The following is a 13,877-nucleotide window of genomic DNA, read 5'->3' as shown; positions in this document are numbered from 1 at the left end:
TCGCCCTGACTGGCCTCATCGCGGGCAAGCCCGCTCCCACAGGGGCTGCGGGTGCTCAAAAAATGTGTGAGCGCCCTCGATCACTGTGGCAGCGGGCTTGCCCGCGATGAGGCCCATACAGTCAACGCAAATCAAACAGCAATCAACCGCTCCCGCAGCTTGGTAATCTCATCGCGCATCTGCGCCGCCGCTTCGAATTCGAGGTCGCGAGCCAAGGCGTACATCTTCTCTTCCAAGGCCTTGATGCGCTTGGCGACTTCTCCCGGCGAACGCAATTCCGCTTCGTACTTGGCACTTTCCTCGGCGGCCTTGGCCATGCCTTTGCGCTTCTTGCTGCGCGAACCCGGCACGGTGGCGCCTTCCATGATGTCGGCAACGTCCTTGAACACACCCTTTGGCGTAATGCCGTTGGCGAGGTTGAAGGCAATCTGTTTGTCGCGACGACGCTCGGTTTCGCCGATCGCCCGCTCCATGGAACCGGTGATCCGGTCTGCATAGAGAATCGCCCGACCGTTGAGGTTTCGCGCCGCACGTCCGATGGTCTGGATCAGCGAGCGTTCGGAGCGCAGGAAGCCTTCCTTGTCCGCATCGAGAATCGCGACCAAGGATACTTCCGGCATGTCCAGGCCCTCACGCAGCAGGTTGATCCCCACCAGCACATCAAACGTGCCTAGACGCAAATCGCGGATGATTTCGACGCGCTCCACGGTATCGATGTCCGAGTGCAGATAACGCACGCGCACGCCGTGGTCGGCCAGGTAATCGGTCAAGTCTTCGGACATACGCTTGGTCAGCGTGGTGACCAACACCCGCTCTTCAAGGGCGACACGCTTGGTGATTTCCGAAAGCAGATCGTCGACCTGGGTCAGCGCCGGACGGATTTCGATTTGCGGGTCCACCAGACCGGTCGGGCGCACCAGTTGCTCGACCACGCGACCGGCATGTTCCGCCTCATAGTTGCCCGGCGTGGCCGAGACAAAAATCGTCTGCGGGCTGATGCCTTCGAATTCGTCGAAGCGCATCGGCCGGTTGTCCAGCGCCGAAGGCAGACGGAAGCCGTACTCCACCAGCGTTTCTTTACGTGAGCGGTCGCCCTTATACATCGCGCCGACCTGCGGCACGCTGACGTGGGATTCGTCGATCACCAGCAAGGCATCGGCCGGCAAGTAATCGAACAACGTCGGCGGCGCTTCACCGGAGGCACGACCCGAGAGGTAGCGCGAGTAGTTTTCGATGCCGTTGCAGTAGCCCAGCTCGAGGATCATCTCCAGGTCGAAACGCGTGCGTTGCTCGAGGCGTTGCGCTTCCACCAGTTTGTTGTTGGAACGCAGGTATTCCAGCCGCTCCTGCAACTCGACCTTGATCCCTTCGATGGCGCCGAGCAGGGTTTCTCGCGGCGTCACGTAGTGGCTTTTCGGGTAGAAGGTGAAGCGCGGCAACTTGCGGATCACCTCGCCGGTCAGCGGATCGAAGGCCGACAGGCTCTCGACTTCGTCATCGAACAGCTCGATGCGGATCGCTTCGAAATCGGATTCTGCCGGGTGGATGTCGATCACATCACCGCGCACGCGGAACGTCGCGCGGGCGAAATCCATGTCGTTGCGGGTGTATTGCAGGTCCGCCAGGCGACGCAGCAAGGCGCGCTGATCGAGCTTGTCGCCCCGATCCACGTGCAACACCATTTTCAAATAGGTTTCCGGGCTGCCCAGGCCGTAGATGCACGACACCGTGGTGACGATGATCGCGTCCTTGCGCTCCAGCAACGCTTTGGTCGCCGAGAGCCGCATCTGCTCGATGTGATCGTTGATCGAGGCGTCTTTCTCGATGAAGGTGTCCGAGGACGGCACGTAGGCTTCGGGCTGGTAGTAGTCGTAATAGGAAACGAAGTACTCGACGGCGTTGTTCGGAAAGAACGCCTTGAATTCACCGTACAACTGCGCGGCCAGGGTCTTGTTCGGCGCCAGGACCAGCGTCGGGCGCTGAACCTGGGCGATGACATTGGCGATGCTGAACGTCTTGCCCGAGCCGGTCACACCGAGCAACGTCTGGTGCGCCAGCCCGGCTTCGATGCCCTCGACCATCAGGCGAATGGCTTCCGGCTGATCGCCGGCGGGCTCGAAGCGGGTGACTAGCTGGAATTCAGACATGAAATACCCTCTGGGTCGCGCCCGTCCGGGCAAACCGGACAGCAACGAAAAAGACCACAAACGACCGACGTCGCCCGAGGAAAAAACTGGATTGTGCTCAATGTGGAGTCGATTGCCCGCGCTTTCAAGGCAAACGTCCTACATCCCTTGAAGTCTTTGACGGGATCAATCGACTAACGGTCGAAAAATAATCGGAAAAACTTACGCTAAAAGCCGAATCGTCTGTCGCCATCAATCGCGGATGGCCTCTATACTAGCTCCCCGTTTGTGCACCGCTCTAGTGCATTCGGCTGGAGCGCGACACGTCCCTCCACTCTCCATTCAGAGCCGCCGCAAAAATGAGCCTGTTCTCCGCTGTCGAAATGGCACCACGCGATCCAATCCTGGGCCTCAACGAAGCATTCAACGCCGATACCCGTACCAACAAGGTCAACCTGGGGGTCGGTGTTTACTGCAACGAGGAGGGGCGAATTCCACTCCTGCGCGCCGTTGTCGAAGCCGAGACGATTCGCGTCGCTCAACACGCTTCCCGTGGCTATTTGCCGATTGATGGCATCGCTGCCTACGACCAGGCCGTTCAAAAACTGCTGTTTGGCAATGACTCGCCGCTGATTGCCGCTGGCCGCGTCATCACCACTCAAGCCGTTGGCGGTACTGGCGCCCTGAAAATCGGTGCCGACTTCCTCAAGCAACTGCTGCCGAACGCCGTCGTGGCGATCAGCGACCCAAGCTGGGAAAACCACCGCGCGCTGTTCGAAACCGCCGGTTTCCCGGTGCAGAACTACCGTTACTACGACGCCGCGACCCACGACGTTAACCGTGCCGGCCTGCTGGAAGACCTGAACGCCCTGCCGTCCGGCTCGATCGTTGTGCTACACGCGTGCTGCCACAACCCGACCGGCGTGGACCTCAGTCCGCAAGACTGGAAAAACGTGCTGGACGTGGTGAAAGCCAAAGGTCACGTGCCGTTCCTCGACATGGCCTACCAGGGCTTTGGTGATGGCATCGACGAAGACGCCGCCGCTGTGCGCCTGTTCGCTGAATCGGGCCTGACCTTCTTCGTCTCCAGCTCGTTCTCCAAATCCTTCTCGCTGTACGGCGAGCGCGTTGGCGCCCTGTCGATCGTCAGCGAATCGAAAGAAGAAAGCGCGCGCGTGCTGTCGCAAGTCAAGCGCGTAATCCGCACCAACTACTCCAACCCGCCGACCCACGGCGCCAGCATCGTTGCCGCCGTGCTGAACAGCCCGGAACTGCGCGCCCAGTGGGAAGAAGAACTGGCTGAAATGCGCCTGCGGATTCGCGGCATGCGCATCCAGATGGTTGAGCAGTTGGCGAAGCAAGCTCCACAGCGTGATTTCAGCTTCGTCGGTCGTCAGCGCGGCATGTTCTCCTACTCCGGCCTGACGGTCGAGCAAGTGACCCGCCTGCGTAACGAGTTCGGCATCTACGCCCTGGACACCGGCCGCATCTGCGTCGCCGCGTTGAACCAGAGCAACATTGATGTCGTGACCAAGGCCATCGTTGCGGTGATCTGAGTCGTGCGGTAATACGAAAAACGGGAAGCCCTTGGGCTTCCCGTTTTTTATAGGCTCAGATAATTCTCAACCCGCCAGCCAAGCCCTCTAGACTGCACACAGATCAATTGTGGGAGCGGGCTTGCTCGCGAAAGCGTCGGCACATTCAACGCTTATGCAAGCTGACCCACCGCTTTCGCGAGCAAGCCCGCTCCCACAGGGTTTTGTGTACATCCTGAAAATCTAGAGAAGCCCATGAAAAACGATGACCTGCGCGCTGAGCGCGATGACCTGGATGACCTGAATGACTTCATCCCCCGCGTCCCGGCCAAACGCAGCAATAACCTGGTGCTGCAAGTGGCTGCGGGGGTGTTTCTCGGCGGCCTGGCCTTGTGGCTGGTGCAACTGGGCGCGACGCTGCTTTACACCAAGCTGATGCTCGCCACCGTGACCTTCGGCGGTTAAGCCAGTTCGGTCGCGCGCTGGCTGGCCGCGTCGTCATAGGCGACGTACAGCGATTCGGCGACCTGGCTTTTGATGGCCTTGGTGCTTTCCAGGCCCAGGACAAACCCTTCGGCCTTGCCGCCTGCGCGGTTCAATTCGTCAGCGGTGCTGGCCTGAGTGATGGCGTCGAACAGTTTTTCGGCGTGCGGGCCGACCCCTTTGGGCAGGCTGATCTGTGCAATGCTCATGCGAACACCTCGTTGCTTCGGGCTGTGTAATTCATGGCGCGTACCTTTTCGGCAAATGGCCGGCAGCGCGTGTAACCACTTCCGGGCGGCCATGGTAGACCTCTGGTGCCGTTCTGGTAACCGCCAATCGCCGATAAACCACCGTCTGTCCCGATGAATCCCTCAAGTTGCTAACAGGTGCTTGACTTCTCTTTTTGAATCAGTAACATACACGCCATTCCGCGATAGCTCAGTTGGTAGAGCAAGTGACTGTTAATCACTGGGTCCCTGGTTCGAGTCCAGGTCGTGGAGCCAGACAAGGTTCTGAGAAGGCTTTCAAAATCTCGGAACACCAAAAACCCGCCTTATGGCGGGTTTTTTCGTTTTGGCATTGCCGTCAAGTGAATCCCCCTAAAGGTTGGCTAGCAGCCATCGGGCTGCGCTACCTGAGCCAGGCCGACCGGAATCCCCCCTCATGCCTGAGACTTCATCGTCTGCTTCGGCAACTCTCCAAACCGCTGCCGATAGTAATTGGCAAACCGCCCCACATGCCCGAACCCGAACTCCAGCGCTACCTCTGTCACGCTGGTGTACGGCCTCGCCAGCAAGTACTCCCTGGCGGCTTCAAGCCGTAATCCGCGCAAGCGGTCCATCGGGCTTTGACCGTATTCACGTTGGCATAAGGTGTTCAAGCTGCGAATACTCATCCCGACAGCAACCGCCAGTTCAGCCAGGGAGATGCCTTGAACAAGGTGCTCGCGCATGCAGGTGTCGATTTTTTGCAGTTGACGGGTGGGCTGCCGCGGCGAAGGCGACGCTTGTTGCGCAACGCCACAATGGCTGAGCAGAAACAGCGGCAGGCTTTGCTCCAGATGCTGTAACCAGCGTGAAGGCGGTGTACTCGACTCGCCCTCGGGCAAGTGCTCCAGCAACTCACTGACCAGACGAAACCAGCGCATCGCCAGTGGCCGTTCCAGACGGCTGACCGGCGCTAACGTGAAGTCAGATGGCAAGTCATCGGCCAGCGCACTCTGGCTGGCGTCGAGTAATACCCGTGGCAGTTTGAGGATCAGTTGCTCGCAGCCCTCCTCCCACACCACTCGAGCCTGCTTGCGCGGAGACAGAATCGCCACTTCTCCCGGGCTGACGGCATAGCCCATGCCGTCGGACTCAAGCGTGGCACTGCCGCGCAGCGGCATCTGTACCAGTACGAAATCTTCGAAAGGCTGCGGCCGGATTTCTACCTGACCGCCGTAACGCAGCGCATACAGTTCGCAACTGGCGACCTGGCCGCGATAGAACGCCGTATCAACACCGCCCCGCGGCCAATCCAGCTCATGTTCCACCAGCGCTTGCCCCATCAAATGCTGGGTTTCCTGCGCCGAGCGACTGGTAAAGACCGGCTCGCGGCACATCAGCGACAAGTTCAGGCCCACGCTGTTGGCGGTGGCCGCATGGAAAGTCGCCATGTCAAAGCGACCGATTGCGACGGGCTTCGCTGCGCTGCAGAGTGGCACTGGGCGTTTCGTTGAACAGCTTGCGATACTCGCTGGCGAACCGGCCCAGATGCGAAAAACCCCAGCACATCGCAATCACGGAGATGTTGCGCACCGAGGCGTCTTCGAGGATTTCCTGACGTACGGCGCCGAGGCGAAACTTTTTCAGGTAAGCCATGGGCGAGACGCCCATGTGCTTGCGAAAGCCTTCGAACAGTTTGAAGCGGGACACACCTGCCGCCGCCTCGATGTCTTCCAGGTGGATGTCTTCGCGAGCGTTGCTTTCTATGAAGTCCTTGGCGCGCACCAGGTAATACGGCAACTTGACGCCCAGTTGGTCACGAAGCTCGGCACTGTAGTTGTTGGGCTGGGAAAGGATGAGCCCCTTGATCAGCGCGCTTTCGATATCGCGGGTGAAGAACACCTGACTGAACAGGTCGTGACCGCGTTCCAGTTCATCGATGTAGTAACGGGCCAACCGCCACCAAGAGGCAGAGGCGCCGTTGACCGCATCCATCACCGGCTCGAACTTCAGCGGCATTTCCAGCGGGCGTTGCAGCATGCCTTCCAGTGTCTGGCGCATGGCCATGCGAGTTATCACCACGGAGATCTTGTGACAGTCACCGGCCATGCTCAGTGTCTGGGTTTCGTGCGGCGTCACAATCAGCCCCTGATCCTGATTGGAGTACAACCGACGGCCATCCTTGACCAACTCCTGCTCGCCGCGAATCGGCAGGCTGAGGCTGTAACAATTGAGGTGTTCGGCATCCTCGACGCCAATGGTCACGTCAGTGCCGTATTCCATCCGGCCCAAAGTCGTGGACATGGATTTGAAGACATTGGCCTTGTGGTGAAACTGAATCCGGTTCGGCTGCGAAGTCTGCAGTTCGTGCGGCCCGCAAATTCCGGCCATCCACGCCCGGGCACCGGCCAGGTCGTAGCGATCTATGCGGATATCTCGAAACTGGGCAACATTTGGTTCGGTCATCTCAGTACACCCACGGCAATGGACATCGACACGCTCTTCGGCGCGTATTCTCATTACGTTTGCAAGGGCTATGCCCAGCTGGTGCGAACAGGCGATATCCGCATTTTTTGGCTAGTAATCAGAAACTATCAGGATATCGAACGCGCTGTGCGGCGTTGATGCGCACAGCAACGGTGCCGGTCATGGTCAGCGCCTTGGGTAATCCGCTACCCAAGGCGTCACTTCAGCGCACAACTGCGTCCGATTTGAGGGCAGGACGTTACCAAAATTTCCAGGTGTAAGTGGTGATCAGGCGGTTTTCCACCCAGTCATTGCCGTGGCTGAATTTGGCAACGACGTTGCCGGCCTCCACGCCCACGCCTTTGAGCGGACCGCTTTGCACCACGTAGGACAGCACCAGATTGCGCTCCTGCTCCGCTGCCTGGCTGAGGTTGTCGCCACGGTCCACCGAACTGCCCTTCAAATATCGGGTCATGAAGCTCAGACCCGGCAGACCCATGGCGGCAAAGTCGTAGTCATAACGCAGTTGCCAGGATTTTTCGTTGGGTTTGATGAACGCCACCCGCGACCAGTTCACCAGGAACGGCTGCGGCACATAACCGCCCAGTGTCGGGAAGTTGCTGTCACCGAGCATGCGCTGGTACCCCACGCCGAAGCGGTGCCCGCCTTTTTTCAGGGAGGTCATGGCGCCATAGGAACGGTTGTCAATGTCGCCGTAGAGAGCGTCGCCGTCTTCGCTGTTGTTGAAATAACGCAGGTCGGTCTTCAGCGCATAGCCGTCGCCCAGGTCTGCCAGATGAGTGATGCCCAGGTAGTGCTGCTGGTAGATGTCTTCCAGTTGCGCGTAGAAGTAAGTACCCGTCAGCGACGGAGTGAAGGCATAGCTGGCACCGGCGAGGTTGAGCCCGTCACTGCCGTGGCGCACACCCGAGCCGGTCTGCAGGTACAGTTTTTCGTAGTTGGAGGAGTTACGCGCACCGATCTGCGTCAGCCGCCCGGCGGTCAATGTCAGGCCGTCGATTTCCTTGGATTCGAGCAAGCCACCGCGATAGGTCGTAACCAACTGACGTGAATCGTCAATGATCACCACCGGCAGTAACGGCCGCAGTTCACCGACTTTCAGCTCGGTTTTCGAATAGCGCATTTTCAGCGTTGCCCCGCCACGGCCATATTCATCGGCCTGCTCCTGACGGCTTCGGCTATAAGGGATGATGGAGTCATCGCCGCGCCCGCCACCGCCGTCCAGCCTGTAGGCATACTGCACCTCTGCATCCAGGCCGAACTGCACCGGGCCTTCGGTATAGCCGGAGGCGAAACGCAAGTCGAAACCCTGAGTCCAACTGCCCACCCGCGAATGGGGTGGGTTGTCCTGCTTGAAATCCCGATCGATGTAAAAGTTGCGGGTACCCAGTGTCAGCCGGCTGTCAGAGACCACGTCGGCCTGTGCCAGTATTGGCGTCAACAAGCCAACTGTTTGAATCCCTCGAACTAACCACGTTTTATGCAACATATTATTTCTTCCCCCTGCCGCGTTTAGAGCAACACATGAATAGAAGGCACTTCTGGTGAAAACCAGGGCCATGAGCAATGGCAGTTTCCAGTGACCTGCAGTGAGACACTCTGGTGGTGCTTCGATTGAAATTAAGCCGCAACAAGTTACTCAGCGGCTATCCCGTTACTGGAAGAAAATTAGCCGTTTGCTCAGCCTTCATATGCGACAAAACCCATTGTTTACGGGACTTAATCACCAGCAACCCAAGATCAAGGCTTATTTTCCGGATGGGTTTCCACTAATAAGCGGATAGACCCTGTCCATCGCCACGTCATTTAATGAAGGCGTGAATTAGCCCATTGGCCGAGGACTGGGATATGACAACTGCACGAAGTATCGAACAGTGGAAAAGCTATATAGAAAGTTGCCTGGACTTCCGTCCGGAAGACGGTGTTTATCGCATCGCTCGCGATATGTTTACCGACCCGGAATTGTTCGATCTGGAAATGGAACTGATTTTCGAGAAGAACTGGATTTACGCCTGCCACGAAAGCGAGATCGCCAACAATCACGACTTCATGACCCTGCGTGCCGGCCGCCAGCCGCTGATCATCACCCGCGACGGTGAAGGTCATCTCAATGCCCTGATCAACGCCTGCCAGCACCGTGGAACCACCCTTACCCGCGTTGGCAAGGGCAACCAGTCGACCTTTACTTGTCCCTTCCACGCCTGGTGCTACAAAAGCGACGGCCGGCTGGTAAAGGTAAAAGCGCCTGGCGAATACCCCGAAGGCTTCGACAAGGCTACCCGCGGCCTGAAGAAGGCCCGTATCGAGAGCTATAACGGCTTCGTGTTCGTCAGCCTCGACGTGGAGGGCACCGACACCCTGGAAGACTTCCTCGGTGACGCCAAGGTGTTCTTCGACATGATGGTGGCGCAGTCACCTACCGGTCAGCTCGAAGTGCTGCCGGGCAAGTCGGCTTACACCTACGACGGCAACTGGAAACTGCAGAACGAGAACGGCCTTGACGGTTACCACGTCAGCACCGTCCACTACAACTACGTGGCCACCGTGCAACACCGCCAACAGGTCAACGCCGAGAAAGGCCTGAGTTCCAGCGACACCCTGGACTACAGCAAGCTGGGTGCCGGCGACAAGGAAACCGACGACGGCTGGTTCGCTTTCCACAACGGCCACAGCCTTCTGTTCAGCGACATGCCCAACCCTGCCGTGCGCCCGGGCTACGCCACCATCATGCCGCGTCTGGTCAAGGAACATGGCCAGGGCAAAGCCGAATGGATGATGCATCGCCTGCGCAATCTGAACGTCTATCCGAGCATGTTCTTCCTCGACCAGATCAGCTCGCAGCTGCGCATCATCCGCCCGTTGGCCTGGAACAAGACCGAGATCAACAGCTTCTGCCTGGGCGTGGTCGGCGAGTCGGACGCCGATCGGGAAAACCGCATTCGTCAGTTCGAAGACTTCTTCAACGTGTCCGGCATGGGCACCCCCGATGACCTCGTGGAGTTCCGTGAAGCCCAACGTGGCTTCCAGGCGCGCCTGGAACGCTGGAGCGACATTTCCCGCGGACAGGGCAAGTGGGTCGAAGGCGCCACCCGCAACAGCGAAACGATTGGCATCGCCCCGGCACTGACCGGCACCGAGTTCACCCATGAAGGCCTGTACGTCAACCAGCACACCAACTGGCAGCGCTTTTTGCTGGAAGGCCTGGCGCGCAAGGCGGCCGAACAACAACCGTTGAAACTGCGTGAGGTGTGAACATGAATTCGCAACTGCAATACCGCGTCGAGCAATTTCTCTACCGCAACGCCGAGGCCTGCGATGCCCAGGACTGGGACACCTACCTGGCCATGTTCAGCGATGACAGCGAATTCCACCTGCCGCAATGGGATTCGGAGCACGTCTACACCACCGACCCGAAAAAAGGCATGTCACTTATCTACTACCCCAACCGCGGCGGCCTGGAAGACCGGGTGTTCCGCATTCGCACCGGCAAAGCGGCGTCGACCATCCCGATGCCGCGCACCCTGCACTTGATCAGCAACGTGCGCATTGCGCCGCTACAGGACGATGAGCTGGAAGTGCACGTCAACTGGAGCACCCTGTACTACCGCATGCAGACCGCCGAGCAGTTCTTCGGCCGCGCCACCTACCGTCTGCGCCCCGACGGCGAGAGCTGGAAAATCGCCCGTAAACACGTAGTGCTGCTTAACGACACGATCAACTCCGTGCTCGATTTCTACCATCTCTGAACCCTGCGGATTAACGCTCATGACGTACAAGGTCGCCTTCAGTTTCGCCGACGGCAAAACGCTCTTCTGCAACGTGCAGAACAATGAAATCCTGCTCGACGCGGCCCTGCGCAGCGGGATCAAGATTCCGTTGGATTGCCGCGAAGGGGTTTGCGCGACCTGCCAGGGCCGCTGCGAATCAGGGCAGTACACTCAGGACTATGTGGACGATGAAGCACTGTCGGCCAGTGACTTGGCCGAGCGCAAGATACTGACCTGCCAGACGCGCGTGCAGTCGGACGCCGCCTTCTACTTCGACTTCGATTCCAGTCTCTGCGGCAGCAGCGGCCCGAGCAGTCTGCAAGGCACCGTGAGCGAAGTACGACAGGTCTCCCCGACCACCGCCATCGTGCATGTGGAAGTCGGTGCGGCGGGCGCGGCGCTCGACTACCTGCCGGGCCAGTACGCTCGCCTGCAAGTACCGGGCACCGAGCATCGGCGCTCGTATTCCTTTGCCTGCGCGCCGGGCACCAGCAACTTGCAGTTTCTCATTCGCTTGCTGCCCAGCGGCGTGATGACCGATTACGTGCGCGATCGTTGCCAGGTCGGTGACGTGATCCACATGGAAGCACCGCTGGGTGCTTTCTATTTGCGCCACATCGATCGCCCGCTGGTGATGGTGGCCGGTGGCACCGGGCTGTCGGCGTTTCTGGGCATGCTCGACCAGATTGCCGACCAGCACGGCTGCGGCCATCCGGTGCACCTGTACTACGGCGTGCGCGAGGCCGCGGACCTGTGCGAGGTCTCGCGCATCGAGGCCTATGCCGCACGCATCCCCGGGTTCCGTTTCACGCCTGTGGTCAGCAATCCCAACCCCGACTGGCCGGGCAAGACCGGCTATATCGCCGAACACCTGGAGTTGGCCGAACTGCGCGACCAGCCGTTCGACCTGTACCTGTGCGGCCCGCCGCCGATGGTCGAGTCGATCAAGGACTGGCGCCAGCAGCACGGCCTGGACCAAAGCCGCCTCTATCTGGAGAAATTCACCGAAAGCAACAGCTGACGCAGCATCCCATAACAACAATCAATCGGCCCGACCGAACACTGAATCACTGCCCTCATCGATATCCACCGTGCGTTGGCACGACCTACTTCATAGGCCGCCTCATGAAAAACCTGGTATTGCGTGCATGTCTGGCAACCTCCCTCTGCGCAGCGACGGCTGCCCAGGCCGTGGAGCCTGTCCGAATCGGCTTCATCACTACCCTTTCCACCCCCGCCGGCTATCTGGGCGAAGACTCTCGAGACGGCTTCCAGCTGGCGATCGATCAGGAAGGCGGCAAGCTCGGCGGTGTGCCGGTGCAACTCATTGTGGAAGATGATGGACTGCAACCGGCCAAGGCCAAGCAGATTGCCGATCGCATGAGCCTGGATGGTATCTCGCTGTACACCGGGGTGATTTTTTCCAACGTGCTGGCGGCCGTGATCAACACCGCCACCAAGGACGGTTTCTACGTGAGTAACAACACCGCGCCCTCGACCCTGGCCGGTGAAAAGTGCATGGCCAACTACTTCGTCGCCTCCTACCAGAACGACACCCCGCACGAGATGGCCGGGGTCGCCGCCAACGAACTGGGCTACAAGAAGATGGTGATTCTGGCGCCCAACTATCAGGGCGGCCGTGACGCACTGGCCGGTTTCAAGCGTACTTTCAAGGGCGAAGTGACCGAGATCTACACCAAGCTCAACCAACTGGACTTCTCGGTGGAACTGGCGCGCGTGCGTTCGCTGGCGCCGGATGCGATCTTCCAATTTCACCCGGGCGGCGGCGGCATCAATTTCGCCAAGCAGTACGGCGGCTCGGGCTTGTCGGCGCAAATCCCGATGGTGGTGCCGGTGTTCTCCATGGATGAACGCATGCTCGCCGCCACCGGCGATGTGGCCAAGGGCACCAACATCGTCACCCTGTGGAACCCGCAATCGGACAATCCGGCCAACCAGGCCTTCGTCAAAGCCTTCACCGAGAAGTACAAGCGCGCCCCGACGGTGTATGCCGCCCAGACCTACGACACGGCACGACTGATCGGCGCCGCCCTGAAAACCTCCCAGGGCAATCTGAAAGACCAGGCGGCCTTCCGCTCGGCCATGAAGAACGTCAAGTTCGACTCCATTCGCGGTGACTTCAGCTTCGCCCAGAACCAGCACCCGGTGATCGACTGGTACCTGCTGCAAGTGCAGGCCGGCGCCGACGGCAAGCTGATCGAAGTGCCGATCAAGACTCTGGCGACCCGCCACGTCGACAGCTACGCCGCTCAATGCTCGATCTGACCGGCACCTGAGCCCTGTCCTCGCCCTGCAGCACCGCTGCGGGGCGTTTTCGTGAGGAACGCAGTCATGTTATTGCTCGAACAAATTCTCAACGGCCTGCAATACAGCGCCCTGCTGTTTTTGCTGGCCTCAGGCCTGACCCTCATTTTCGGCATCATGGGCGTGATCAACCTGGCCCACGGCGCCTTCTACATGGTCGGCGCTTTCTGTGCCGCCTACACCTCCATGGCCACCGGGTCGTTCTGGCTGGGTGGCCTGGCCGCGCTGATCGGCTCGGCCTGCTATGGCGCGCTGATTGAAACCTCGATCATGCGTCGCCTCTACAATCGCGATCACCTGGATCAGGTGCTGGCGACGTTGGCCGTGGTGTTTTTCAGCAACGAATTGCTGACCCTGATCTTCGGTCGCAGCCCACCGGCGATGCCCACGCCCGAATGGTATTCAAGTTTCGTTCAGTTGCTGCCGGGGCTGATGTACCCGGTCAGCCGGCTGCTGTTCATCGTTGCAGGGCTGGTGGTGGCGGTCGGCATGTGGCTGCTGATCAACCACACGCGCCTGGGCATGCTGATTCGCGCCGGTGCCGACGACCATGAAATGGTCGGCGCGCTGGGCGTCAACATCGCCCGGCTGTACACCCTGGTGTTCGTCTTCGGTTGCGTGCTGTGCGGCCTGGCCGGCTTCATGGCGGCACCGCTGCTGTCGGTGGAAATCGGCATGGGCGAGAAGATCCTGATCACCACCTTCGTGGTCATCGTCGTCGGCGGTGTCGGCTCGGTGCGCGGCGCGTTGGTGGGGGCCCTGCTGATCGGCATGGTCGACAGCCTGGGCCGTGCCTACATTCCGCCGCTGCTGGACCAACTGCTGCCCAGCGAAACCAGCGGCACCCTGAGCGCCGGGCTGATTTCCGCCAGCGCCTACATCGTCATGGCCCTGGTGCTGCTGGTGCGTCCGCGCGGCCTGCTGCCAGCCCGAGCCTGAGGAGAACGC

At 59.8% G+C, this 13,877-nt stretch carries 12 protein-coding genes and 1 tRNA gene; 8 read left to right on the top strand and 5 right to left on the bottom strand.

The window, feature by feature from the left end:
- Positions 1–131: 131 nt before the first annotated feature.
- The gene (gene uvrB, locus J2Y86_RS28185) at positions 132–2,147 is read right to left on the bottom strand and encodes an excinuclease ABC subunit UvrB (protein ID WP_017339647.1); all 2,016 of its coding nucleotides are present in this window, start codon (positions 2,145–2,147) and stop codon (positions 132–134) included.
- A 338-nt stretch (positions 2,148–2,485) separates the two neighbouring features.
- Here uvrB and J2Y86_RS28180 point away from each other — a divergent pair, with 338 nt between their 5' ends.
- On the top strand, positions 2,486–3,682 hold the full coding sequence (locus J2Y86_RS28180) for an amino acid aminotransferase (protein WP_253439282.1): 1,197 nt from the start codon (positions 2,486–2,488) through the stop codon (positions 3,680–3,682).
- A gap of 234 nt (positions 3,683–3,916) precedes the next feature.
- Positions 3,917–4,126, top strand: coding sequence for a hypothetical protein (locus tag J2Y86_RS28175; RefSeq protein WP_253439280.1), 210 nt, complete (start codon positions 3,917–3,919; stop codon positions 4,124–4,126).
- Here the strand turns inward: J2Y86_RS28175 and J2Y86_RS28170 are convergent.
- A complete protein-coding gene (locus J2Y86_RS28170; protein WP_008007186.1) occupies positions 4,123–4,353 on the bottom strand; it encodes a hypothetical protein in 231 nt (76 codons plus the stop codon). The two genes, J2Y86_RS28175 and J2Y86_RS28170, sit on opposite strands and share 4 nt — an antisense overlap.
- Before the next feature lie 218 nt (positions 4,354–4,571).
- On the opposite strand from J2Y86_RS28170, the gene J2Y86_RS28165 reads away from it, so the two are divergent.
- Positions 4,572–4,647 (top strand) — tRNA-Asn (locus tag J2Y86_RS28165).
- A gap of 158 nt (positions 4,648–4,805) precedes the next feature.
- Here J2Y86_RS28165 and J2Y86_RS28160 read toward each other — a convergent pair.
- The 3 genes from J2Y86_RS28160 to J2Y86_RS28150 all read right to left on the bottom strand — a co-directional run bounded on the left by J2Y86_RS28160 (position 4,806) and on the right by J2Y86_RS28150 (position 8,326).
- A complete protein-coding gene (locus tag J2Y86_RS28160; protein WP_253439278.1) occupies positions 4,806–5,801 on the bottom strand; it encodes an AraC family transcriptional regulator in 996 nt (331 codons plus the stop codon).
- 1 nt (position 5,802) lies between these two features.
- Positions 5,803–6,816 (bottom strand): AraC family transcriptional regulator, encoded by a 1,014-nt coding sequence (locus tag J2Y86_RS28155; protein ID WP_253439276.1) that lies wholly within the window; start codon positions 6,814–6,816, stop codon positions 5,803–5,805.
- Positions 6,817–7,075: 259 nt separating this feature from the next.
- The gene (locus tag J2Y86_RS28150) at positions 7,076–8,326 is read right to left on the bottom strand and encodes an OprD family porin (protein WP_031319027.1); all 1,251 of its coding nucleotides are present in this window, start codon (positions 8,324–8,326) and stop codon (positions 7,076–7,078) included.
- 359 nt (positions 8,327–8,685) lie between these two features.
- Between J2Y86_RS28150 and antA the strand changes: the two genes are divergently transcribed.
- The 5 genes from antA (at position 8,686) to J2Y86_RS28125 (ending at position 13,868) form a co-directional block, all read left to right on the top strand.
- The gene (gene antA, locus J2Y86_RS28145; protein WP_253439274.1) at positions 8,686–10,089 is read left to right on the top strand and encodes an anthranilate 1,2-dioxygenase large subunit; all 1,404 of its coding nucleotides are present in this window, start codon (positions 8,686–8,688) and stop codon (positions 10,087–10,089) included.
- 2 nt (positions 10,090–10,091) lie between these two features.
- Positions 10,092–10,583, top strand: a complete 492-nt coding sequence (gene antB / locus J2Y86_RS28140; RefSeq protein WP_253439271.1) for an anthranilate 1,2-dioxygenase small subunit — start codon at positions 10,092–10,094, stop codon at positions 10,581–10,583.
- A 19-nt stretch (positions 10,584–10,602) separates the two neighbouring features.
- The gene (gene antC, locus J2Y86_RS28135; RefSeq protein ID WP_253439269.1) at positions 10,603–11,625 is read left to right on the top strand and encodes an anthranilate 1,2-dioxygenase electron transfer component AntC; all 1,023 of its coding nucleotides are present in this window, start codon (positions 10,603–10,605) and stop codon (positions 11,623–11,625) included.
- A 104-nt stretch (positions 11,626–11,729) separates the two neighbouring features.
- Positions 11,730–12,890, top strand: a complete 1,161-nt coding sequence (locus J2Y86_RS28130; protein ID WP_253439267.1) for an ABC transporter substrate-binding protein — start codon at positions 11,730–11,732, stop codon at positions 12,888–12,890.
- Between the two features lie 66 nt (positions 12,891–12,956).
- Complete coding sequence (locus J2Y86_RS28125) at positions 12,957–13,868, top strand: branched-chain amino acid ABC transporter permease (protein WP_253439265.1); 912 nt, start codon at positions 12,957–12,959, stop codon at positions 13,866–13,868.
- The last annotated feature ends 9 nt before the right edge of the window (positions 13,869–13,877 follow it).

Origin of the sequence: Pseudomonas migulae (assembly GCF_024169315.1) — a bacterium.
Taxonomy (GTDB): domain Bacteria; phylum Pseudomonadota; class Gammaproteobacteria; order Pseudomonadales; family Pseudomonadaceae; genus Aquipseudomonas; species Aquipseudomonas migulae_B.
Note: the sequence above shows the minus strand (reverse complement) of the source record. Positions and strands in the feature narration are given on the sequence as shown.